Source organism: Pseudomonas sp. LSJ-87 (genome assembly GCF_032971465.1).
In the GTDB taxonomy this organism is placed as follows: domain Bacteria; phylum Pseudomonadota; class Gammaproteobacteria; order Pseudomonadales; family Pseudomonadaceae; genus Aquipseudomonas; species Aquipseudomonas putida_Z.
This window is the reverse complement of the sequence record NZ_JAWJYQ010000003.1, coordinates 195,077-217,735: the sequence shown is the minus strand read 5'-3', so window position 1 is coordinate 217,735 and position 22,659 is coordinate 195,077. Positions and strand designations below refer to the sequence as shown.

Annotated in this window: 20 protein-coding genes; 12 read left to right on the top strand and 8 right to left on the bottom strand. The window is 63.5% G+C overall.

Annotated elements, in window-relative coordinates; all coding sequences use genetic code 11:
• Positions 1 to 40: 40 nt before the first annotated feature.
• From RYH74_RS04025 to mreB, 4 genes are all read right to left on the bottom strand, one after another.
• Positions 41 to 772, bottom strand: coding sequence for a Maf family protein (locus RYH74_RS04025; protein WP_075043861.1), 732 nt, complete (start codon positions 770 to 772; stop codon positions 41 to 43).
• A gap of 33 nt (positions 773 to 805) precedes the next feature.
• Positions 806 to 1,294, bottom strand: coding sequence for a rod shape-determining protein MreD (gene mreD / locus RYH74_RS04020; RefSeq protein ID WP_015269051.1), 489 nt, complete (start codon positions 1,292 to 1,294; stop codon positions 806 to 808).
• The gene (gene mreC / locus RYH74_RS04015) at positions 1,294 to 2,301 is read right to left on the bottom strand and encodes a rod shape-determining protein MreC (RefSeq protein ID WP_410902906.1); all 1,008 of its coding nucleotides are present in this window, start codon (positions 2,299 to 2,301) and stop codon (positions 1,294 to 1,296) included. Before mreC ends, mreD begins: the two co-directional genes overlap by 1 nt.
• Before the next feature lie 225 nt (positions 2,302 to 2,526).
• Positions 2,527 to 3,564, bottom strand: a complete 1,038-nt coding sequence (gene mreB, locus RYH74_RS04010; protein WP_003255163.1) for a rod shape-determining protein MreB — start codon at positions 3,562 to 3,564, stop codon at positions 2,527 to 2,529.
• Between the two features lie 205 nt (positions 3,565 to 3,769).
• On the opposite strand from mreB, the gene gatC reads away from it, so the two are divergent.
• The 6 genes from gatC to RYH74_RS03980 all read left to right on the top strand — a co-directional run bounded on the left by gatC (position 3,770) and on the right by RYH74_RS03980 (position 8,991).
• On the top strand, positions 3,770 to 4,057 hold the full coding sequence (gene gatC, locus RYH74_RS04005; RefSeq protein ID WP_003255165.1) for an Asp-tRNA(Asn)/Glu-tRNA(Gln) amidotransferase subunit GatC: 288 nt from the start codon (positions 3,770 to 3,772) through the stop codon (positions 4,055 to 4,057).
• Positions 4,058 to 4,072: 15 nt separating this feature from the next.
• Positions 4,073 to 5,524, top strand: coding sequence for an Asp-tRNA(Asn)/Glu-tRNA(Gln) amidotransferase subunit GatA (gene gatA / locus RYH74_RS04000; protein WP_075043859.1), 1,452 nt, complete (start codon positions 4,073 to 4,075; stop codon positions 5,522 to 5,524).
• A gap of 11 nt (positions 5,525 to 5,535) precedes the next feature.
• Entirely contained in the window at positions 5,536 to 6,981 is a 1,446-nt protein-coding gene (gene gatB / locus RYH74_RS03995) for an Asp-tRNA(Asn)/Glu-tRNA(Gln) amidotransferase subunit GatB (RefSeq protein ID WP_013971062.1), read from the top strand.
• A 143-nt stretch (positions 6,982 to 7,124) separates the two neighbouring features.
• Entirely contained in the window at positions 7,125 to 7,505 is a 381-nt protein-coding gene (locus RYH74_RS03990; RefSeq protein ID WP_075043857.1) for a septal ring lytic transglycosylase RlpA family protein, read from the top strand.
• A gap of 60 nt (positions 7,506 to 7,565) precedes the next feature.
• Positions 7,566 to 8,609: a calcium/sodium antiporter gene (locus tag RYH74_RS03985; RefSeq protein WP_286101858.1), complete on the top strand. Its 1,044-nt coding sequence runs from the start codon at positions 7,566 to 7,568 to the stop codon at positions 8,607 to 8,609.
• A 10-nt stretch (positions 8,610 to 8,619) separates the two neighbouring features.
• Complete coding sequence (locus tag RYH74_RS03980; RefSeq protein ID WP_046615782.1) at positions 8,620 to 8,991, top strand: carboxymuconolactone decarboxylase family protein; 372 nt, start codon at positions 8,620 to 8,622, stop codon at positions 8,989 to 8,991.
• A gap of 119 nt (positions 8,992 to 9,110) precedes the next feature.
• Here the strand turns inward: RYH74_RS03980 and RYH74_RS03975 are convergent, their stop codons facing one another.
• The 4 genes from RYH74_RS03975 to RYH74_RS03960 all read right to left on the bottom strand — a co-directional run bounded on the left by RYH74_RS03975 (position 9,111) and on the right by RYH74_RS03960 (position 13,500).
• The gene (locus tag RYH74_RS03975) at positions 9,111 to 10,469 is read right to left on the bottom strand and encodes an amino acid permease (RefSeq protein ID WP_013971058.1); all 1,359 of its coding nucleotides are present in this window, start codon (positions 10,467 to 10,469) and stop codon (positions 9,111 to 9,113) included.
• Between the two features lie 56 nt (positions 10,470 to 10,525).
• Positions 10,526 to 11,467, bottom strand: coding sequence for an AEC family transporter (locus RYH74_RS03970; RefSeq protein ID WP_025337807.1), 942 nt, complete (start codon positions 11,465 to 11,467; stop codon positions 10,526 to 10,528).
• Positions 11,468 to 11,683: 216 nt separating this feature from the next.
• Positions 11,684 to 12,244 carry a response regulator transcription factor gene (locus RYH74_RS03965; RefSeq protein ID WP_025337806.1) on the bottom strand — a complete coding sequence of 187 codons (561 nt, stop codon included), beginning with the start codon at positions 12,242 to 12,244 and terminating at the stop codon, positions 11,684 to 11,686.
• Entirely contained in the window at positions 12,244 to 13,500 is a 1,257-nt protein-coding gene (locus RYH74_RS03960) for an ATP-binding protein (protein WP_317408991.1), read from the bottom strand. The genes RYH74_RS03965 and RYH74_RS03960 overlap by 1 nt, the downstream gene beginning before the upstream one ends.
• Positions 13,501 to 13,702: 202 nt before the next feature.
• On the opposite strand from RYH74_RS03960, the gene RYH74_RS03955 reads away from it, so the two are divergent.
• From RYH74_RS03955 to RYH74_RS03930, 6 genes are all read left to right on the top strand, one after another.
• Entirely contained in the window at positions 13,703 to 14,419 is a 717-nt protein-coding gene (locus RYH74_RS03955; protein WP_015269044.1) for an SIMPL domain-containing protein, read from the top strand.
• 473 nt (positions 14,420 to 14,892) lie between these two features.
• Entirely contained in the window at positions 14,893 to 16,518 is a 1,626-nt protein-coding gene (locus RYH74_RS03950; protein WP_317408990.1) for an ABC transporter substrate-binding protein, read from the top strand.
• A 146-nt stretch (positions 16,519 to 16,664) separates the two neighbouring features.
• Positions 16,665 to 18,257 carry an ABC transporter substrate-binding protein gene (locus RYH74_RS03945; RefSeq protein ID WP_075043851.1) on the top strand — a complete coding sequence of 531 codons (1,593 nt, stop codon included), beginning with the start codon at positions 16,665 to 16,667 and terminating at the stop codon, positions 18,255 to 18,257.
• A 233-nt stretch (positions 18,258 to 18,490) separates the two neighbouring features.
• Entirely contained in the window at positions 18,491 to 19,870 is a 1,380-nt protein-coding gene (locus tag RYH74_RS03940) for an OprD family porin (RefSeq protein WP_286101097.1), read from the top strand.
• A 75-nt stretch (positions 19,871 to 19,945) separates the two neighbouring features.
• A complete protein-coding gene (locus RYH74_RS03935) occupies positions 19,946 to 21,556 on the top strand; it encodes an ABC transporter substrate-binding protein (RefSeq protein ID WP_286101096.1) in 1,611 nt (536 codons plus the stop codon).
• An 89-nt stretch (positions 21,557 to 21,645) separates the two neighbouring features.
• Complete coding sequence (locus RYH74_RS03930) at positions 21,646 to 22,656, top strand: ABC transporter permease subunit (protein WP_012316108.1); 1,011 nt, start codon at positions 21,646 to 21,648, stop codon at positions 22,654 to 22,656.
• The last annotated feature ends 3 nt before the right edge of the window (positions 22,657 to 22,659 follow it).

The window sequence follows — 22,659 nt, the reverse complement described above, 5'->3', positions numbered from 1 at the left end:
AAAGGTCTTGGATAATGATGGATGGCGTATGCAGTGCTGGCTACCGCTGGTTTGTTACCTCTGGCGTATGCGCGGGCGATTGCCAGCAGGCAATGCCGAATTGGCCAAGCAGTTCGGCCGTTTCACTGAGGGGCAAGCCGACCACCGCCGAGTAGCTGCCGGAAAGGCCGGTGACGAACACCGCGCCCAAGCCCTGGATGGCATAGCCGCCGGCCTTGTCCGCGGGCTCGCCGCTGGCCCAGTAGCGTTGCGCTTCCTCGGCACTGATCGCACGGAAGCGCACCTTGCTGGTGACGCACAGGCTGTGCACGCGCTGGCCATCGCTCAGGGCGACCGCGGTCAAAACCTGGTGCTCGCGGCCCGAAAGGTCGGCCAGCATGGCCAGGGCATCTTCGCGGTTTTCCGGTTTGCCGAGAATACGACCATCGAGCACCACGGCAGTGTCTGCACCCAGCACCACAGCCCGATTTTCCAGGGCCGCGGTGTGGCTATTCGCGGGCGCGCCCGCTCCCACAGGGACGGCGCTGCCCTCCAGGCCATCATCGGACCTGTGGGAGCGGGCATGCCCGCGAATGGCCTGCACTGGATGTTCCAGGCTGGCCAGGCCAGCGGCAGCCTTGGCCCGGGCCAGGCGCTCGACGTAGGCCGGGGCGCTTTCATCGGGCAGTGGGGTTTCATCGATGGGGGCACTGACGACGCTGAACGGCACACCGATCTGGGCCAGCAGTTCACGACGACGGGGCGAGCCGGAGGCCAGGTATAGCGGGGTCATGCAGACATCTCCCTGTCAGTCGCGGCGGCGCCGTCAGTTGATATGCAAGCGTCGGCGCAGGTCGCGCAGGGCGAAGCTGATCCACGGCCAGAGCAAGGCACTGATTACCGCCGACCAGACCAACGCCAGGGTGGGCAGGCGGTTGCCGGTCAGCGCGCTGAGCCACAGCTGGATCAGCTGGGCAATGCCGAAGATCACCAGGATCACCAGGCTCTGCTGCCACATGGGGAACATGCGCAGGCGCTGCTGCAAGGACAGCACCAGGAAGGTGATGAGGGTAAGGATCAGCGCGTTTTGCCCCAGCAGGGTGCCGTACAGCACGTCCTCGGCCAGGCCCAGCACGAACGCGGTGGTCATGCCGACCTTGTTCGGTACGGCGAGGGTCCAGAACGACACCAGCAAGGCCAGCCACATGGGCCGGAACACTTCCATGAACTGCGGCATGGGCGAGACGCTGAGCAGCAGGCCGATGGCGAAAGTCAGCCAGATGACCCAGCCGTTGTTGCGGCGTGATGCAGCCATCATTGCCTCCGGGTGTGAGCGGGTGCGGCAGGCGCGGCAGCCGGCGTGGCAGGTGCGGCCGCCGGAGCTGCAGGCTGCGCAGCCGGGGTCGCTGGTGTGGCCGCTGGTGTGGCCGGCGTGGCAGGGGCGCTGCCAGCTGGTGCGCCCTGCTCGCCCGTCGTGACCGGCTGGCCTGCGGCCGAGGTGCCCTTGCGGTCAGCCTCTTCCTGGGCAATGGCGGCATCGGTGGCGCGCTGTTCCGGGCTGCGCCGGTCGCTGAACACCAGCAGCATGTAGCGGCTGCGGTTGAGCGCGGCGGTGGGGATGGCACGAACGATGGCGAACGGCTGGCCGGAATCGTGGATCACTTCGTTGACCGTGGCCACCGGGTAGCCGGCCGGGAACCGTTGCCCCATGCCGGAACTGACCAGCAGGTCGCCTTCCTTGATGTCGGCGGTATCGGCCACATGGCGCAGCTCCAGGCGCTCCGGGTTGCCGGTGCCGCTGGCGATGGCGCGCAGGCCGTTGCGGTTGACCTGCACCGGGATGCTATGGGTGGTATCGGTCAGCAACAGTACCCGCGAGGTGTAGGGCATCAGCTCGACCACCTGGCCCATCAGGCCACGGGCATCGAGCACCGGCTGGCCAAGGAACACGCCATCACGCTCGCCCTTGTTGATCAGGATGCGGTGGGTGAACGGGTTGGGGTCGACACCGATCAGCTCGGCCACCTCGACCTTTTCGTTGACCAGCGCCGAGGAGTTAAGCAACTCGCGCAGGCGCACGTTCTGCTCGGTCAGGGCCGCCAGCTTCTGCAGGCGCCCCTGCAGCAGCAGGGCTTCGGTCTTGAGCTTTTCGTTCTCGGCGATCAGTTCAGTGCGGCTGCCGAACTGGCCGGCCACACCTTGCCACGCACGCTGCGGCAGGTCGGTGATCCAGTACGACTCCATGAGTACCAGGCCCATCTGGCTGCGCACTGGTTTGAGCACGTCGAAGCGCGCGTCGACAACCATCAACGCGACCGACATCACCACCAGGACGAGCAGGCGAACGCCCAGCGAAGGGCCCTTGGAGAAAAGCGGTTTAATGGGCCGTTCCTCGTGGACGACTCAGGAGGTCATTGGACATGGGACAACGCACCAGCCTGGTTGCGGGTTGACGGATACGGCGCCCCGAACGGGCGCCAGCCCAGCACATACAGGTAGCACTGTGCGTACTACCTGTAAACCGGGGCTCGTGAACAGCGAGCGGAATCACTCGCTGGAGAGCAGGTCCATCGCGTGCTTGTCCATCATCTCCAGGGCGCGACCACCGCCACGGGCGACACAGGTCAGCGGGTCTTCGGCGACGATCACCGGCAGGCCGGTTTCCTGGGCCAGCAGCTTGTCCAGGTCACGCAGCAGGGCGCCACCACCGGTCAGCACCAGGCCACGCTCGGCGATGTCCGAGGCCAGCTCGGGCGGCGATTGCTCCAGGGCACTCTTGACCGCCTGGACGATGGTCGCCAGGGACTCCTGCAGCGCTTCGAGCACTTCGTTGGAGTTCAGGGTGAAGGCACGCGGTACGCCCTCGGCCAGGTTGCGGCCGCGCACGTCGACTTCGCGTACTTCGCCGCCCGGGTAGGCGGTACCGATTTCCTGCTTGATGCGCTCGGCGGTGGACTCGCCGATCAGGCTGCCGTAGTTGCGGCGCACGTAGGTGACGATGGCTTCATCGAAGCGGTCGCCGCCAACGCGGACGGATTCGGCATAGACCACGCCGTTCAGGGAGATGAGCGCGATTTCAGTGGTACCACCACCGATATCGACGACCATCGAACCGCGGGCTTCTTCGACCGGCAGGCCGGCACCGATGGCGGCGGCCATCGGCTCTTCGATCAGGAACACTTCACGGGCACCGGCACCCAGCGCCGATTCGCGAATGGCGCGGCGCTCTACCTGGGTCGACTTGCACGGCACGCAGATCAGCACACGCGGGCTCGGCTGCAGGAAGCTGTTCTCGTGAACCTTGTTGATAAAATATTGCAACATTTTTTCGCAGACGCTGAAGTCGGCGATGACGCCGTCCTTCATCGGACGAATGGCAGCAATGTTGCCAGGCGTACGGCCCAGCATGCGCTTGGCTTCGGTACCGACGGCGACGACGCTTTTCTGGTTGCCATGGGTACGGATGGCAACAACCGAGGGCTCATTCAGGACGATACCGCGCTCACGCACGTAAATAAGGGTGTTGGCAGTACCCAGGTCGATGGACAGATCGCTGGAAAACATGCCACGCAGTTTCTTGAACATGGGAAAGTGACCCTGGGGAAAGCGTGGGTAAAAAAGTGCGGCAAACTCTAACAATGGCAGGGATTTTGGGCAAGGAGCCAATATGTTAAATTGGCTGTTTTTCCGAGCACGCCAGCAGAATTTCGCGGCCGTTAGACCGCCAGAAAGCTGACATGTTCCTCACTGCGGACCCAAATTCCGGTCTTTGTTTCCCCTGGAGATCCCCATGGCGCTTGAACGCTGCGACGTGGAAAAGATCGCCCATCTGGCCCGTCTGGGCCTGAATGATGGCGAACTGCCACGCATTACTGACGCACTGAACAGCATTCTCGGGCTGGTCGACCAGATGCAAGCGGTCGACACTACCGGCATCGAGCCACTGGCCCACCCCCTGGAGGCCAGCCAGCGCCTGCGTCCCGACCAGGTCACCGAAAGCAACCAGCGCGACGCCTACCAGGCCATCGCGCCGTCGACCGAAAGCGGTCTGTACCTGGTTCCCAAAGTCATCGAGTAAGGGATAGAGCCTGCCATGCATCAATTGACCCTGGCCGAGATCGCCCGCGGACTCGCCGACAAGTCGTTTTCCTCCGAAGAGCTGACCGGCACCCTGCTGGCGCGCATCAAGCAGCTCGACCCGCAGATCAACAGCTTCATCAGCGTCACCGAAGACCTGGCCCTGGGCCAGGCGCGTGCCGCCGACGCCCGTCGCGCCGCCGGCGAAACCGGCGCGCTGCTGGGTGCCCCGATCGCCCACAAGGACCTGTTCTGCACCAACGGCGTACGCACCAGCTGCGGCTCGAAGATGCTCGACAACTTCAAGGCGCCGTATGACGCCACCGTGGTTGCCAAGCTGGCCGAAGCCGGCATGGTCACCCTGGGCAAGACCAACATGGACGAATTCGCCATGGGTTCGGCCAACGAATCCAGCCACTACGGCGCGGTGAAGAACCCATGGAACCTCGAGCACGTCCCGGGCGGCTCGTCGGGCGGTTCGGCCGCGGCAGTGGCTGCGCGCCTGCTGCCAGCCACCACCGGCACCGACACCGGCGGCTCGATCCGCCAACCGGCGGCACTGACCAACCTCACCGGCCTCAAGCCGACCTACGGCCGCGTGTCGCGCTGGGGCATGATCGCCTACGCCTCCAGCCTCGACCAGGGTGGCCCGCTGGCCCGTACCGCCGAAGACTGCGCCCTGCTGCTGCAAGGCATGGCCGGTTTCGACGCCAAGGACTCCACCAGCATCGAAGAGCCGGTGCCGGACTACAGCGCCAACCTGAATGCTTCGCTGCAGGGCCTGCGCATCGGCCTGCCGAAGGAGTACTTCGGTGCCGGCCTCGACCCACGCATCGCCGACCTGGTCCAGGCCAGCGTCAAGGAGCTGGAAAAGCTCGGCGCGGTGGTCAAGGAAATCAGCCTGCCGAACATGCAGCACGCCATCCCGGCCTACTACGTGATCGCCCCCGCTGAAGCCTCGTCCAACCTGTCGCGTTTCGACGGCGTGCGCTTCGGCTACCGCTGCGAAAACCCGAAAGACCTCACCGACCTGTACAAGCGTTCGCGTGGCGAAGGCTTCGGTGTCGAAGTGCAGCGCCGCATCATGGTCGGCACCTACGCCCTGTCGGCCGGCTACTACGACGCCTACTACGTGAAGGCGCAGCAGATCCGCCGCCTGATCAAGAACGACTTCATGGCCGCCTTCAACGACGTCGACCTGATCCTCGGCCCGACCACGCCAAACCCGGCCTGGAAGCTCGGCGCCAAGAGCAGCGACCCGGTCGCCGCCTATCTGGAAGACGTCTACACCATCACCGCCAACCTGGCGGGCCTGCCGGGCCTGTCGATGCCGGCCGGCTTCGTCGATGGCCTGCCGGTCGGCGTGCAGCTGCTGGCGCCATACTTCCAGGAAGGCCGCCTGCTCAACGTCGCGCACCGCTACCAGCAAGTGACCGACTGGCACACCCGCGCCCCCAACGGCTTCTGAGGAATTCACACATGCAATGGGAAGTTGTGATCGGGCTGGAAATCCACACTCAGCTCGCCACCCAGTCGAAGATCTTCTCCGGCAGCGCCACCACCTTCGGTTCCGAGCCGAACACCCAGGCCAGCCTGGTTGACCTGGGCATGCCTGGCGTACTGCCGGTGCTGAACCAGGAAGCCGTGCGCATGGCGTGCATGTTCGGCCTGGCCATCGATGCCGAGATCGGCAAGCGCAACGTGTTCGCGCGCAAGAACTACTTCTACCCGGACCTGCCCAAGGGCTACCAGATCAGCCAGATGGACCTGCCGATCGTCGGCAAGGGCCACCTGGACATCGCCCTGGAAGACGGCACCATAAAGCGCATCGGGGTAACCCGCGCGCACCTGGAAGAAGACGCCGGCAAGAGCCTGCACGAAGACTTCAGCGGCTCCACCGGCATCGACCTGAACCGTGCCGGCACCCCGCTGCTGGAAATCGTCTCCGAGCCTGACATGCGCAGCGCCAAGGAAGCCGTGGCCTACGTCAAGGCGATCCACGCGCTGGTGCGTTACCTGGGCATCTGCGACGGCAACATGGCCGAAGGCTCGCTGCGTTGCGACTGCAACGTGTCGATCCGCCCGAAAGGCCAGGCCGAGTTCGGCACCCGCTGCGAGATCAAGAACGTCAACTCGTTCCGCTTCATCGAGCGCGCGATCAACAGCGAGATCCAGCGCCAGATCGACCTGATCGAGGACGGCGGCAAGGTGGTACAGGAAACCCGCCTGTACGACCCGAACAAGGACGAGACCCGCTCCATGCGCAGCAAGGAGGAAGCCAACGACTACCGTTACTTCCCCGACCCGGACCTGCTGCCGGTGGTGATCGAGGACAGCTTCCTCGAAACCGTCCGCGCCGGCTTGCCGGAACTGCCGACGCAGAAGGTCGAGCGCTTCCAGAACCAGTACGGCCTGTCGGCCTACGACGCCAACGTGCTGGCTTCCAGCCGGGAACAGGCGGACTACTTCGAGGAAGTGGTGAAGATCGGTGGCGATGCCAAGCTGGCAGCCAACTGGGTCATGGTCGAGCTGGGCAGCCTGCTGAACAAGCTGGGCATCGAGATCGACCAGGCGCCGGTCAGCGCCGCACAGCTGGGCGGCATGTTGCTGCGGATCCGCGACAACACCATCAGCGGCAAGATCGCCAAGACCGTGTTCGAGGCCATGGCCGCCGGTGAAGGCGATGCTGACAGCATCATCGAAAGCAAAGGCCTGAAGCAGGTCACCGATACCGGTGCGATCGACAAGATGCTCGACGAAGTGCTGGCGGCCAACGCCGAGCAGGTCGAACAGTACCGCGCAGCCGACGAGGCCAAGCGCGGCAAGATGTTCGGCTTCTTCGTCGGCCAGGCGATGAAAGCCTCCAAAGGCAAGGCCAACCCGGGGCAAGTGAACCAATTGCTCAAGGCCAAGCTCGAAGGGTGATTGTTTTACCCCTGTAGTCCTGCGAGGGCTTCGCCCTCGTTCGCGGCTAAAGCCGCTCCCACAGGTACAGCGCCGCTCGCCAGTGCAGCGCCGTACCTGTGGGAGCGGCTTTAGCCGCGAATGGCCGCACCGGAGCATTCGAATTGCTAAAGCGATCCCTGAGCACCCTCGCCCTCTTCTCCCTGCTGGCCGGCTGCGCCAGCCAGGACATCGACGTCGCCCCCAACGGTTACGACAAGACCGGCACCGCTTCCTATTACGGCGCGCGCCACCACGGCAAACGCACCGCCAGCGGCGAACCGTTCAACCAGCACGGCCTCACCGCAGCCCACCGCAGCCTGCCCTTCGGCACCCGGGTACGGGTTACCAACCTGGCCAACCAGCGCAGCGTCGTGGTGCGCATCAACGACCGTGGCCCACATACCCGCGGCCGCCTGATCGATCTTTCACGTGCCGCCGCAGAAAAAATCGGCATGATCCGTAGCGGAACCGCGCGCGTGCGAGTACAAGGGCTTAGCGACTGACGCGACAGGAGTCCGACCATTTTCGACCTGGCTACCCTTCCCACCTCCAGCCTCCTGCAACTGGGCATCGCCCTGCTGTTGCTGGTCGGCGGTGCCGAACTGCTGGTACGCGCAGCCCTGCGCCTGGCCCAGCGCCTGCACGTACGCCCGCTGATCATCGGCCTGAGCCTGGTGGCCTTCGGCAGCACTGCCCCGCAACTGACCGTGAGCCTGCAGGCCGCCTACCAGGGCGCGCCGGATGTGGCGGTGGGCAGCGTGATCGGCAGCAACATCTTCAACGTACTGGTCATTCTTGGCCTGGCCGCACTGATCATCCCGCTGCGTGTGTCGCGGCAACTGGTGCGCCTGGACATTCCACTGATGATCATCGCCAGCGGCCTGGTCTACGCGTTATCCGCCAACGGCCACCTGGGCCGGGTCGAAGGGGTATTGTTGCTGACCGGGCTGGTCGGCTACCTGGCTATGCTTTGGCACCAGTCGCGCCACTACGCCCGCACCTACCCCGCTCCGGCCACCGTCACCAGCAGCACCGGGCGCTTCTGGTCGGGCACGCTGCTGCAGGTGCTGGCCGGCCTGGGCCTGCTGAGCCTGGCGGGTCACTTGTTGCTGGAAGCCGCCGTGGAGGTGGCCACCGACCTGGGGCTGTCCGAGCGCATCATCGGCCTGACCGTCGTTGCCATCTGCACTTCCCTGCCGGAACTGGCCGCTGCGCTGATCGCCGCCCTGCGCGGTGAACGGGAAATCGCCGTGGGTACGGTGATAGGCAGCAACCTGTTCAACCTGCTGGCGGTGCTGGGCCTGACCGCACTGGTCACTCCCGAGCCGCTGTCGATCTCGCCCAACGCCTTGGCCTTCGACCTGCCGGTAATGCTGGGTGTTGCTGCGCTGAGCCTGCCGGTGTTCTATTCCGGTTACCGCATCACCCGCGCCGAAGGCCTGGTGTTCCTCTGCCTGTACCTGGCCTATGGGCTGCACGTGGCGGCGTTCACCATGGGCATGCCACTGGCCGGCCGCCTGGAGCGGTTGATGCTGTTCTACGTACTGCCGGTGCTCGCCATGGTGTTGCTGTACACCACCGCACGAGCCTGGCGTCGCCAACACTAAGGAAAACAACATGGCTGATAGCAAGAAAACCGGCGAACAGATTCGGCGCCAGGTGATGGGCGATGCGTTCGTCGACCGCGCCTTGGGCAATGCCACCGACTTTACCCAGCCGCTGCAGGACTTCGTCAACGAACATGCCTGGGGCAGCGTGTGGGCCCGCGACGGGCTGCCGTTGAAAACCCGCAGCCTGATTACCCTGGCCACGCTGACCGCACTCAAGTGCCCGCAAGAGCTCAAGGGGCATGTGCGCGGGGCGCTGAACAATGGCTGTACGGTGGAGGAAATTCGCGAAGCGCTGCTGCATTGCGCGGTGTATGCGGGGGTGCCGGCGGCGATTGATGCGTTCCGTGCGGCACAGGAAGTGATCGACAGTTATCAATAGGTAGCCTGTGCCGGCCTCTTCGCGGGTAAACCCGCTCCCACAGGGACCCTACAGGCTCTGAGACCTGTGCAGTACCTGTGGGAGCGGGCGTGCCCGCGAAGAGGCCGGTACTGTGTTACCTACCTGGCCTGGCGAGCCTTCTTCATCTTGAAGGCCACCCACAGCACCAGGATCCACCCCGGAATCAGCATCACCGAGATGCGAATCGGCGGGGTCAGGTACATCACTACCAGGATCAGCACGATGAACGCCAGGCACAGGTAGTTGGTGACCGGGTGCCCCCAGCTTTTGTAGAACGGGGTAATCCCGGCCGCCAGCTTGGCCTTGCGGAACTTCAGGTGGGTGATGCTGATGCTCGCCCAGTTGATCACCAGCGCCGACACCGCCAGGGCCATCAGCAAACCAAAGGCTTCACCCGGCATCAGGTAGTTGATCAGTACGCACAGCCCGGTGGCGAAAGCCGACACACCCAGCGCGGTCAGCGGCACGCCGCTACGGCTTACCTTCAGCAACTGACGCGGTGCGTCGCCCTGGCTGGCCAGGCCGAACAGCATGCGGCTGTTGGCGTACACGCAGCTGTTGTACACCGACAGTGCGGCCGTCAGCACCACGATATTGAGGATGGTCGCCACCAGGTCACTGTCCAGTTCGTGGAAGATCATCACGAACGGGCTGCCACCCTGCACCACCTTCTGCCACGGGTACAGCGACAGCAGCACCGCCAGGGCACCGATATAGAAGATGAGGATGCGGTACACCACCTGGTTGGTGGCCTTGGGGATGCTCTGACGCGGGTTGTCGGCCTCGGCGGCGGTAATGCCCACCAGCTCCAGGCCACCGAACGAGAACATGATCACTGCCAGTGCCATCACCAGGCCGGTGACGCCGTTGGGGAAGAAGCCGCCGTACTGCCAGAGGTTGGCCACGCTGGCGTCCGGGCCGCCATGGCCGCTGGTCAGCAGCCAGGCGCCGAAGCCGATCATGCTGACGATGGCCACCACCTTGACCAGGGCGAACCAGAACTCCATCTCGCCGTAGACCTTCACCTGGGTCAGGTTGATCAGGTTGATCACCACGAAGAAGATCGCCGCCGTGGCCCAGGTGGGGAAGCCGGGCCACCAGTACTGCACGTAGATACCCACCGCTGTCAGCTCGGCCATGCCGACCAGTACATACACCACCCAGTAGTTCCAGCCCGAGACGAAGCCGGCGAACTCGCTCCAGTACTGGTGGGCGAAGTGGCTGAAGCTGCCGGCCACCGGCTCTTCCACCACCATTTCGCCGAGCTGGCGCATGATCAGGAAGGCCATCAGGCCGGCAATGGCGTAGCCCAGCAGGACGGAAGGGCCGGCCAGCTGGATGGTCTGGGCGATGCCCAGGAACAACCCGGTACCAATGGCCCCGCCCAGCGCGATCAGCTGGATATGGCGATTCTTCAGCCCGCGCTGTAACCGCTCGGGCGTGCTCTGGTCTTGCATGAAGTGTCCTTTAGCTCAGTGAGGCTGTGTTTTTTGTGTTGTTTGCAGTCAAGGATCTAGATCCATCCGCCCCACTGCAAGATGAAAATACCAATGTTGGTGGTGATCGCCGCCATTAGCGTAGTAATCACGATGATCGACGCCGCCAGCTCATGGTTGCCGTTGGCCGCCCGCGCCATGACGTAGCTGGCCGCTGCGGTCGGGCTGCCGATGTAGAGGAACAGGATGCCCAGCTCGGCCCCGCGGAAGCCGCATAGCCAGGCGCCGAGGGTGCCGAGCAGCGGTAGCCAGACCATCTTCACCAGGCTGGCGTCGATGGCCAGCCTGCCACTGTCGCGCAGTGCCGCCAGCGACAGCGTGCCTCCGATGCAGATCAGCGCCAGCGGCAGGGTCATCTGCGCCAGGTAGTCGCCCGAGGTCAGCAGCCAGTTGGGCAGCGGCACCTGGCCGTACGCCATGGGCGTGGCCACCAGCACACTGATGATCAGCGGGTTGCTGAGGATGCTCTTGCAGATGCTCCACGGGTCGGACTTCAGGTCCGGGCTGTACACCGCCAGCACCACTGCCGACAGCGAGTTGTACATGAGGATGACCAGGCCGGCGAGCACCGCACCCAGGGAGATGCCGTAGTCGCCATAGAGACTGGCGGCCAGGGCCAGGCCGATCACACCGTTGTTGCCGCGGAATGCGCCTTGGGTATAGATGCCCCGGTCGGCCAGCGGGCTGCGCCAGATGGCCAGGCCCCAGGCAATGGCGAAGCCGGCCAGGGTGGCGACGACGAAATAGAGAAGGACGCCCGGTTTGACCGCCGTGGCCAGGTCGGCGTGATAGATGCCGAGGAACAGCAGCGCTGGCATGCACACGTTGAACACCAGCTGCGAGGCGACGCGGTTGAAATTGTCGTCGATCAGGCGAATACGTTTGAGCAGCACGCCCATGAACAGCATGGCGAAGACCGGGGCCGTGATGTTCAGTGTCTGGATAAGAAGGGCGAGCATGCGCAAGCGATCCTGGAGGGGTTGCCGTTAGGGGGCTAATGATACGCCAACGGCCGGGACTTGCGGGGATCGCGGGGTGATAAAGAGAAGTTTCTGTCAGTTACGGCCCTTTCGCGGGTAAACCCGCTCCCACAGGTACTGCACAGGTCTTGAGGCTTGTGAAATACCTGTGGGAGCGGGTTTACCCGCGAAGAGGCCGGTACTGCCAGTACTGAATCAGCGCCGAACCGGGCGCTTCTGCAGTTTGCGCTGCAAGGTCCGCCGGTGCATGCCCAGCGCCCGGGCGGTGGCCGAGATATTGCCTTCGTGCTCGTTCAGCACCCGCTGGATGTGTTCCCACTGCAGGCGGTCGACCGACATCGGGTTTTCCGGCACCAGGGTGTCCAGGTCGGTGTGCTCCGACAGCAGCGCCGCCAGCACATCATCGGCATCGGCCGGCTTGCACAGGTAGTTGCAGGCACCGCGCTTGACCGCTTCCACCGCGGTGGCAATGCTCGAGTAACCGGTCAGGATCACCACGCGCATTTCCGGGTCCAGCTCCAGCAGCTTGGGCAACAGCACCAGCCCGGAGTCACCGTCCATCTTCAGGTCCAGCGTGGCGTAGTCCGGCAGGTCCTGCTGGGCCAGGATCAACCCTTCCTCGGCAGAGCTGGCGGTGCTCACGCGGAAACCGCGGCGGCTCATGGCACGGGCCATGACCCGGGTGAAGGTGGCATCGTCATCCACCAGCAGCAGGTGCGGCAGCTCTTCGCCTTCGACCTGGTTTTCTTCGCTCATCATTCATCTCCTCGCTTGCCATAGGGCAGGCGCAGTTCGGTCAGGGTGCCACCCTGTTCATGACTATAGAGTTTCACCGAACCGCCCGCACGGGTCACGCTGGCCTTGCTCAAGAACAGGCCCAGGCCGAAGCCTTTGCCTTTGGTGGTAATGAAGGGTTTGCCGATGGCTTCGGCGATGGCCGGCGGCACGCCGGGGCCATGGTCACGGATGCTGATGACGATGTCATGGGCGTCCCAGTCCAGGCGCACTTCAAGGTCATCGGGGCAGGCATCGGCGGCATTGTTCAACAGGTTCAACAGCGCCTGGGTCAGGTCCGGCGGCGGGGTCAGGCGCGGCACCTGGCCTTCGCGCAGGCGCTGGAAGCGGTAGCTGGCTTCCGGGCGCATCAGGTGCCAACGGTTGAGCGCTTCGTCCAGCCAGGCCGTCACGTCCTGCTCCACAACGGCCAGGCGGCGGTTGGCTTCGGCGGCGCGTACCAGCTGTTGCAGGGTTTCCTTGCACAGTTTCACCTGGTCCTGAAGGATCTGCAGGTCTTCCTGCAGCAGCGGGTCGGCGTGGTCCTGGCGCATCTCATTCAGCAGCACGCTCATGGTCGCCAACGGCGTTCCCAGCTCATGGGCAGCACCGGCGGCCTGGGTAGCCACGGCCAGCAGCTGCTCGTCGCGCAGGCTTTCTTCACGCCGCTCGGAACGCAGCTGCTCCTGGCGGCGCAGCTCTTCGGCCATGCGCGCGGCAAAGAAGGTGATCACTGCGGCGGCCAGGGCAATGCTCAACCACATGCCGTACACCTGCATCTTGTCCCGCGCCATCGGCAGGCCTTCGAGCGGGTAGAACTGCACCAGCAGCAGGCTGTATGCGGTCAGGGCAATGCCCGAGAGAATCAGCGAATACAACCACGGCAAGGTCACCGCGGCGATCGCCAGCGGCACCAGGTAATACGACACGAACGGGTTGGTCGAGCCGCCGGAGTAATACAGCAAGGCACTGTGGATCAGCAGGTCGCAGGCCAGTTGCAGGGCGTACTCCAGCTCGGTGACCGGCAACGACAGGCGCAGGCGCAGGGCCGTGAAGGCGCACAGCAGCGAAGACAAGGCCAAGGTGCCGGCCAGCGACAGCCAGGGCAAGGGCAGCAGTTCGGTCCAGTAGGCGACGCCCACGGAGCCGGCCTGGGCAGCCAGGACCAGGACCCGAATGACAGTCAGGCGCCAGAGGTTCTGGCGAGTAGCGGACAGCGGTTGTACGGCGGCGAGCATGAGCTCTCCTGATGAGTGCTCCAGAAAAATCGGCTGGAGTATACCGAAGCCAGGCGCCTCGCTGCAGCGATGCGGCAAAGCGCCACACTTTGTCACAGGTTGATGATGGCACTTTTGAACCCACTACACTGTTGCCGGTCTGATGGGCCATGCGTGGAATGGATGACCACAACCCACGCCTTATATTGCCAAGGAGTACCACATGCAAATCCCACGTCGCGGCACCGCCCTGATCCTGTCCTGCGGCCTGCTCGCCAGCCTGCCGGCGCTGGCTGCCGATGAGCCGCGCTACAACCAGGTCTCGCTGCGTGCCGAAGTCAGCAAGGAAGTGGCGCGCGACCTGATGGTCGTTACCCTGTACAGCGAAGCGCAGAACACCGACCCGGGCAAGCTCGCCAAGCAGATCACCGAAACCATGAACAAGGCCGTACAGCAGTCGCGCCAGGTCAAGGACGTGAAGATCAGCCAGGGCAGCCGCAACAGCTACCCGGTATATGACAGCAAGGGCCAGAAGATCACCGGCTGGCGCGAGCGCGCCGAGCTGCGCCTGGAAAGCGCCAACTTCCCGGCCCTGTCGCAGCTGACCGCCGACCTGCTGCAAGAGCTGAAGATGGGTGGCATGGACTTCTCCATCGCCCCGGCCACGCGCAAGGCCAGCGAGGATGCACTGCTCAAGGATGCCGTGGATGCCTTCAAGGCGCGCGCCCAGCTGGCTACCGAAGCGCTGGGTGGCAAGGGCTACAAAGTGGTCAGCCTGAACCTCAACAGCAGCGGTTACCCACGCCCGTACCTGCGCAGTGCACCGATGGCGATGAAGGCCATGGGGGCTGATGAGTCGGCACCGGCGCCGGATATCGAGGCCGGGACCAGTGAAGTGAGCATGAATGCCGATGGCCTGATCGAAGTGCAGATGCCTTGAAGGATCCTCGAAACACCTGTGGGAGCGGGCTTGCCCGCTCTCATGGAACTGCACATAACTCATTGAGTTAGCAGGGACCCTGTGGGAGCGGCTTTAGCCGCGAACACCGGCGCAGCCGGTGCCATGCACCGCGTTGGATTCTTCGCGGCTAAAGCCGCTCCCACAGGGTACGCGGATCGCTTGCGAGTCCAGTTGTCTGTCAAATCAGGATTTTCGGAAATTTCCTACGCACCAAATAGGTGCTTCCTACGCTAACCCCGCCTCGAAATATCCCGCAAAAAGCCATCATTTTGCCTACGCAAACGTTTAACTTCTTCGAAAGTTATATCAATGCGACATCCATGTACGACCGTACCACTTTTCTGACGTCAACTATCCCTCCGCATATTGCATTGGGAACAGCCCCTGCATTAGTATCCGCAGGTCGGCTCACGAGGCCACCTCAATCGAAAAATGACAACAATGAGGCCACCATGCTCAAACACGCAGTCATTCCGTTCCTGCTAGGCGCAGGCTTGCTCTCCGGCGCACCGTCGGCCCTCGCCGCGTCCAACCTGGTGTTCTGCTCCGAAGGCAGCCCGGCCGGCTTCGACCCAGGCCAATACACCACAGGGACTGACTTCGACGCCTCGGCCGAGACCGTGTTCAACCGCCTGACCCAGTTCGAACGTGGCGGCACTGCAGTCATCCCGGGTCTGGCGACCAAGTGGGAAGTCTCCGACGACGGAAAGACCTACACCTTCCACCTGCGCGAAGGGGTCAAGTTCCACACCACCGATTACTTCAAACCCACCCGCAACTTCAACGCCGACGACGTGCTGTTCACCTTCAACCGCATGCTCGACAAGAACCACCCGTTCCGCAAGGCCTACCCCACCGAGTTCCCGTACTTCACCGACATGGGCATGGACAAGAACATCGCCAAGCTGGAGAAGCTCGACGAGCACACGGTCAAGTTCACCCTCAACGAAGTCGACGCCGCGTTCATCCAGAACCTGGCCATGAGCTTCGCCTCGATCCAGTCCGCCGAATACGCCGACCAGCTGCTCAAGGACGGCAAGGCCGCCGACATCAACCAGAAGCCGATCGGCACCGGCCCGTTCGTGTTCAGCAAGTACCAGAAGGACGCGCAGATCCGCTTCAAGGGCAACAAGGACTACTGGCAACCCGATGATGTGAAGATCGACAACCTGATCTTCGCCATCACCACCGACGCCTCGGTGCGCATGCAGAAGCTGAAGAAGAACGAATGCCAGGTCACCCTGTTCCCGCGGCCGGCCGACATCCAGCCGCTGAAGCAGGACCCCAAGCTGCAGATGCCGCAACAAGCCGGCTTCAACCTCGGCTACATCGCCTACAACGTGATGGACAAGGTCAAGGGCAGCAACGAGCCCAACCCGCTGGCCCAGCTGAAAGTCCGCGAGGCGCTGGACATGGCCGTGGACAAGAAAAAGATCATCGAGTCGGTCTACCAGGGCGCCGGCCAACTGGCGGTCAACGCCATGCCGCCGACCCAGTGGTCCTATGACGACAGCATCAAGGACGCCTCGTTCGACCCTGAGAAAGCCAAGCAGCTGCTCAAGGAAGCCGGCATCAAGGAAGGCACCGAAATCACCCTGTGGGCGATGCCCGTGCAACGCCCGTACAACCCCAATGCCAAGCTGATGGCCGAGATGCTGCAATCCGACTGGGCCAAGGTCGGCATCAAGGCGAAGATCGTCAGCTATGAATGGGGCGAGTACATCAAGCGCTCCAAAGGCGGCGAACAAGGCGCCATGCTGATCGGCTGGAGCGGTGACAACGGTGACCCGGACAACTGGCTGGGCACCCTGTACGGCTGCGACGCCATGAGCGGCAACAACTTCTCCAAGTGGTGCTACAAGCCCTACGACGACCTGATCAAGCAGGCCAAGGCCACCTCCGACCAGGCCAAGCGCACCGAGCTGTACCAGCAGGCACAGCACATCCTCAAGGAGCAGGTGCCGATCACCCCGATCGCCCACTCCACCGTGTACCAGCCCATGAGCGCCAAGGTGAAGGACTTCAAGATCAGCCCGTTCGCGCTGAACTCCTTCTACGGCGTCAGCGTGGACAAATAGGCTAGCCAAGGCACCCGCCGAGCGGCGGGTGCCCCGCCATCCTCGTACCCTTTCATGTCGTCCCGCCGCCATCCGCTGCGGGGTCGGCGACCTGTTGCCGCCATTCGTACCCCGAGGCGGCGCAAACAGACGTAAAAGGACTTTCCATGCGCCATACCACCCGCCTTTCCGCCCTGCTGGCCCTGGGCCTGATCAGCCAATCGCCGGCCTTGCTGGCCAACAACCTGGTGTTCTGCTCCGAAGGCAGCCCCGCCGGCTTCGACACCGCCCAGTACACCAGCGCCACCGACAACGATGCCGCCGAACCGCTCTACAACCGCCTGGTCGAGTTCGAACGCGGCGGCACTGCCGTGCACCCTGCCCTGGCGACCCGCTGGGAGGTGTCCGAAGACGGCCTGCGCTACACCTTCCACCTGCGCGGAGGGGTGAAATTCCACAGCAACAAGGCCTTTGCACCGAGCCGCGACTTCAACGCCGACGACGTGCTGTTCACCTTCAACCGCATGCTCGACAAGAACCACCCGTTCCGCCAGGCCTACCCGACCGAGTTCCCCTATTTCATCAGCATGGGCCTGGACAAGAACATCGCCCGTGTCGAAAAGACCGACCCACTGACCGTGGTGTTCACCCTGAACAGCGTCGATGCCGCGTTCATCCAGAACCTGGCCATGAGCTTCGCTTCCATCCTGTCTGCCGAATACGCCGAACAACTGATGGCCAGCGGGCGCCCCAGCGACATCAATCAGCAACCGATCGGCACCGGCCCGTTCGTGTTCCAGCGTTATCAGAAGGATTCGCAGATCCGCTACAAGGGCAACAAGGCCTATTGGTCACCGCAGGACGTGAAGATCGACAACCTGGTGTTCTCGATCAACATCGACCCTTCGGTGCGCATCCAGAAGCTGCGCCGCAACGAATGCCAGGTCACCCTGCACCCGCGCCCCGCCGACCTGCCGGCGCTCAAGGCCGACAGCAAACTGCAGGTGCTGCAACAACCTGGCTTCAACCTCGGCTACATCGCCTACAACACCCAGCACCCACCGTTCGACCGCCTGGAAGTGCGCCAGGCCATGGACATGGCAGTGAACAAGCAGGCGATCATCCAGGCCGTGTACCAGGATTCCGGCCAGCTGGCAGTCAACGCCATGCCGCCGACCCAGTGGTCCTATGACGACAGTATCAAGGATGCCCCCTTCGACCCGGAAAAGGCCAAGCAGCTACTGCAGCAGGCCGGGGTCAAGCCGGGCACCGAGATCACCCTGTGGGCCATGCCGGTGCAGCGCCCGTACAACCCCAACGCCAAGCTGATGGCGGAAATGCTCCAGGCTGACTGGAGCAAGCTCGGCTTCAAGGTGCGCATTGTCAGCTACGAATGGGGCGAGTACCTCAAGCGCATGAAAAGCGGCGAGCACGATATCGCCCTGATCGGCTGGACCGGGGACAACGGTGACCCGGACAACTGGCTGGGCACCCTCTACAACTGCGATGCCATCGGCAGCAACAACTACTCGCTGTGGTGCGATCCGCAGTACGACAGCCTGGTCAAGCAGGCCAAGCAGGTCACCGACCGCACGCAGCGCACCGCCCTGTACCAGCAGGCCCAGCAGCGGCTCAAGCAACAGGTGCCGATTACCCCGGTGGCGCACTCCACGGTCAACCAACCGCTCAGCGTCAAGGTTTCCGAGTTCAAGGTCAGCCCGTTCGGGCGCAACGACTTTTCCGGTGTGAGTGTTGATTGATCTTTAGCCCTCAAGGGCCTCTTCGCGGGTAAACCCGCTCCCACAGGTACGGCGCACATGCCGAAACCTGTGGTGCCCCTGTGGGAGCGGGTTTACCCGCGAAAGGGCCGGCACAGCCAACACAACGCCCCGATTCTGCCCGGTGACCCCGGGCAACCCTGGCAACACCGCAGCAAGAAGCCCGGCCCACAAGGCCAGGCAATAACTAGAAGAACAGAAAGGGAGCTTTAACCTTGAGACTATTCACCTTGACCGCACTGGCGTTATCCATCAGTGCCTTATCCACCGTGACCCAGGCCGACCCGCAAAGCCAGGAATACGTGCCCATCACCCTCAAAGGCAGCAGCGAGCAGGAGCAGGCCAGCGGCTTCGTCGACGGCCAGAGCCTGTCCGGCAGCACCCGCAACTGGTACGCCCGCGAGCGCGCCACACGCGCCCCGCTGTGGAAGTACTACAAGAGCGACGGCACCCGCCACGACACCCACAGCCGCGAGAACTGGGTGCAGGGCACCATCCTCAACTACAGCTCCGGCTTCACCCAGGGCACCGTCGGCTTCGCCGTCGAAGCCGCCGGCTACAATGCCATCGCCCTGCTGCAGAACCGCGAGGACGTCGCCGGCCCCAACAACCGCACCCTGACCCACAGCGACGGCGACCCGGTCGGCCAGTGGAGCAAGATGGGCCTGGCCAACGTCAAGGCGCGGGTGTCCAACACCACCCTCACCGTCGGCCGCCAATCGGTGGACACGCCGATGATCGCCTACATCGGCAACCGCGCCCTGCCCTCGAGCTTCCAGGGCGCGTTTTTGCACAGCGCCGAATTCGACAACCTGAGCTTCGACCTGGGCACCTTCGACCGCGTCTCGCCACGTACCGAACAGAGCCTCAGCAAGTTCCGCACCGAGTACAGTGCCACTGGCGTGGAAACCGACCGCGCCAGCACCGCCGGCATCAACTACCAGCCGTTCAAGAGCCTGAGCACCAGCCTGTACGCCACCAAGGTCGACGACTTCTGGAACCAGTACTACTTCGGCGCCAACCACGTGCTCGGCGACAGCGCAGTGCTCAGCCTGAGCACCGGCCTGAACTACTACAAGACCGTCGACGCCGGCAGCAAGAAGATGGGCGATATCGACAACGACACCTACAGCCTGTCGTTCGGCCTGACTCACCAGGCCCACACCCTCAGCGCCTCCTGGCAGCAGGTCAACGGCAACGAGTACTTCGACTACCTGCACGAAACCAACGGCATCTACCTGGCCAACTCGCTGCTGTCGGACTTCAACGGCCCCAACGAGAAATCGCTGCAGATTTCCTACGTGCTGAACATGGCGCCGTACGGGGTGCCGGGCCTGAAGTTCAACCTGTACAACGCCCGCGGCTGGGGCATCGATGGTACCCATTACCGCGGTACCGCCTACGACGTGAACGGCCTGGATGGCGAAACCCACTACGAGTGGGGCTTCGGCACCAGCTACGCGGTACAGAGCGGGCCGCTGAAAGACACTAGCATCCGTGCCACCTACACCGCGCACCGCGCCAGCAAGGCCCAGGGCGATGGCAGCCTGGATGAGTTCCGCGTGGTTACCACCATTCCATTCAACATTCTCTGACCGCCGGCGCCACGGCCTGCTTCGCTGCGGGCCGTGGCGGCTACGCTGGAATCAATGCAAGCAGGGAGTCCACCCATGCAGAGAGCTTTCATGAAATCGCTACCGCTACGCCTCGCCCTGGCAGCGCTGGTACTGGGCAGCGCCACACAGCTGGCAGCCAAGCCGCTGGTAGTGTGCACCGAGGCCAGCCCTGAAGGGTTCGACATCGTCCAGTACACCACTGCGGTTACCGCCGATGCCTCGGCCGAGACGGTATTCAACCGCCTTGTCGACTTCAAGCCCGGTACCACCGAAGTCCAGCCGGCCCTGGCCGAGCGCTGGGACATTTCAGCCGACGGCCTGACCTACACCTTCCATCTGCGCCAGGGCGTGAAGTTCCACACTACCGACTACTTCAAGCCCACCCGCAACTTCAACGCCGATGACGTATTGTGGAGCCTCAATCGCCAGCTCGATCCGAACCATCCATGGCATGACAAGACCAGCGTCGGGTACCCGTACTTCGAGAGCATGGGCTTCAAGGACCTGCTCAAGTCGGTCAGCAAAGCCGACGAGCACACCGTGGTGATTACCCTTAACCGACCGGAAGCGCCGTTCCTGCGCGACATGGCCATGGGCTTCACCTCGATCTACTCCGCCGAGTACGGCGACCAGTTGCTCAAGGCCGGCAAGGCTGCCGAGTTGAACAGCAAGCCAATCGGCACCGGCCCATTCATCTTCCAGCGTTACAACAAGGATGCCCAGGTTCGCTTCAAGCCCAACCCGGACTATTTCCGCGGCAAGCCGCCTGCCGATGCGCTGGTCTTCGCCATCGCTACCGACAGCAACGTGCGCCTGCAGAAACTGCGCGCCAACGAATGCCAGGTGGCGCTCTACCCCAAGCCCGATGATGTACCGTCGATCAAGCAGGACCCGAAACTCAAGGTCGAGGAGATCGAGGCTTTGGTCACCGGTTACATCTCGATGAACACCGAACACAAATACCTGAGCGACGTTCGCGTGCGCAAAGCCATCAACATGGCCTTCGACCGCCAGACCCATGTCGACCAATTGTTCGGCAAAGGCAATGCGCTGGTCGGCGTGAATCCGTACCCGCCGACCATGATCGGCTACAACAACGAGAACAGAAACCCGCCCCGCGACCTGGCCAAGGCGCGCGATCTGCTCAAGCAGGCGGGCGTGCCCGAAGGTACGGTAATCACCCTGTTCACGCGCAACGGCGGCGGCCCGACCAACCCCAACCCGCGTTTGTCTGCCGAGATGCTGCAGGCCGACCTCAAGCAGATCGGCCTGCAGCTGGACATCCGCGTGATGGAGTGGGCCGAAATGCTGCGCCGGGCCAAGAAGGGCGAGGCCGACCTGGTGTCCACCGGCTGGGCCGGCGACAACGGCGACCCGGACAACTTCCTCAGCCCGCTGCTCAGTTGCGATGCCGCCAAAAGCGGCGAGAACTATGCGCGCTGGTGCAACCCTAAGTTCCAGGAGTTGATCAGCCGCGCCCGCGAAGTGATCGACAACGACGAGCGTGCAAGGCTCTATAACGAGGCATTGAAAGTGTACGATGACGACCAACCCTGGATCAGCATGGCCCATCCAAAGATGTTCACCGCCATGCGTGACAACGTGGAGGGCTACGTGATCAACCCTCTGACCAACAACAACTTCGCCACCACCAAGGTGAAGTAGAACAACAACGACCGCCGGCAACCCACACGGGAACCGGCGGCACCCGTAGCGTGCTGCTAGCCGCACGGCCTGATGAGGTAACCCAGACAATGTTGAGCTTTATTGCCCGGCGCCTTGGCCTGCTGATACCGACCTTTTTCGGTATCACCTTGCTGACCTTCGCGCTCATACGCCTGATCCCCGGCGACCCGGTGGAAGTGATGATGGGCGAGCGCAGGGTCGATCCCGAAATGCATGCCCAGGCCATGGAGCGCCTGGGCCTGAACAAGCCGCTGCCGGTCCAGTACCTGGACTACGTCGGCAAGCTGGCCCAGGGTGACCTCGGTGAATCGCTGCGCACCCGCGAGAGCGTGTGGAGCGAGTTCCTCACCCTGTTCCCGGCCACTCTGGAACTGGCCTTTGCCGCCCTGTTGTTCGCCGGCATCGTCGGCCTGCTGGCCGGGGTGATCGCTGCGCTCAAGCGCGGATCGCTGTTCGACCACGGGGTGATGGGCATTTCCCTGGCCGGTTACTCGATGCCGATCTTCTGGTGGGGCCTGATCCTGATCATGTTCTTCTCGGTAAGCCTGGGCTGGACCCCGGTGTCCGGGCGCATCGACCTGCTCTACGACATCGAGCCGAAGACCGGCTTCATGCTCATCGACACCCTGCTCAGCGACGAGGAAGGCGCGTTCAAGGACGCGGTGATGCACCTGATCCTGCCGGCCATCGTGCTCGGTACCATCCCGCTGGCAGTGATTGCCCGCATGACCCGCTCGTCGATGCTCGAAGTGCTGCGCGAGGACTACATCCGCACCGCCCGCGCCAAAGGCCTGTCGCCGGCCCGCGTGGTGTTCGTGCACGGCCTGCGCAATGCGCTGATCCCGGTACTGACCGTATTCGGCCTGCAGGTCGGCACGTTGCTGGCCGGTGCGGTGCTGACCGAAACCATCTTTTCCTGGCCGGGCATCGGCAAGTGGCTGATCGAAGCCATCGGTGCCCGTGACTACCCCGTGGTCCAGAACGGCATCCTGTTGATCGCCTGCCTGGTGATCCTGGTCAACTTCGTCGTGGATATCCTCTACGGCCTGGCCAACCCACGCATCCGTCATCAGCGCTGAGGC

Coding starts and splice junctions, on each gene's coding strand:
- RYH74_RS03975 (WP_013971058.1), bottom strand. CDS start 10,469: ATGCAAGACCAGAGCACGCCCGAGCGGTTACAGCGCGGGCTGAAGAAT.
- gatC (WP_003255165.1), top strand. CDS start 3,770: ATGGCGCTTGAACGCTGCGACGTGGAAAAGATCGCCCATCTGGCCCGT.
- mreC (WP_410902906.1), bottom strand. CDS start 2,301: ATGTCGGTCGCGTTGATGGTTGTCGACGCGCGCTTCGACGTGCTCAAA.
- RYH74_RS03970 (WP_025337807.1), bottom strand. CDS start 11,467: ATGCTCGCCCTTCTTATCCAGACACTGAACATCACGGCCCCGGTCTTC.
- RYH74_RS03935 (WP_286101096.1), top strand. CDS start 19,946: ATGCAGAGAGCTTTCATGAAATCGCTACCGCTACGCCTCGCCCTGGCA.
- RYH74_RS03960 (WP_317408991.1), bottom strand. CDS start 13,500: ATGCTCGCCGCCGTACAACCGCTGTCCGCTACTCGCCAGAACCTCTGG.
- gatA (WP_075043859.1), top strand. CDS start 4,073: ATGCATCAATTGACCCTGGCCGAGATCGCCCGCGGACTCGCCGACAAG.
- RYH74_RS03980 (WP_046615782.1), top strand. CDS start 8,620: ATGGCTGATAGCAAGAAAACCGGCGAACAGATTCGGCGCCAGGTGATG.
- RYH74_RS03955 (WP_015269044.1), top strand. CDS start 13,703: ATGCAAATCCCACGTCGCGGCACCGCCCTGATCCTGTCCTGCGGCCTG.
- RYH74_RS03930 (WP_012316108.1), top strand. CDS start 21,646: ATGTTGAGCTTTATTGCCCGGCGCCTTGGCCTGCTGATACCGACCTTT.
- RYH74_RS03945 (WP_075043851.1), top strand. CDS start 16,665: ATGCGCCATACCACCCGCCTTTCCGCCCTGCTGGCCCTGGGCCTGATC.
- RYH74_RS04025 (WP_075043861.1), bottom strand. CDS start 772: ATGACCCCGCTATACCTGGCCTCCGGCTCGCCCCGTCGTCGTGAACTG.
- RYH74_RS03950 (WP_317408990.1), top strand. CDS start 14,893: ATGCTCAAACACGCAGTCATTCCGTTCCTGCTAGGCGCAGGCTTGCTC.
- RYH74_RS03965 (WP_025337806.1), bottom strand. CDS start 12,244: ATGAGCGAAGAAAACCAGGTCGAAGGCGAAGAGCTGCCGCACCTGCTG.
- gatB (WP_013971062.1), top strand. CDS start 5,536: ATGCAATGGGAAGTTGTGATCGGGCTGGAAATCCACACTCAGCTCGCC.
- mreB (WP_003255163.1), bottom strand. CDS start 3,564: ATGTTCAAGAAACTGCGTGGCATGTTTTCCAGCGATCTGTCCATCGAC.
- mreD (WP_015269051.1), bottom strand. CDS start 1,294: ATGGCTGCATCACGCCGCAACAACGGCTGGGTCATCTGGCTGACTTTC.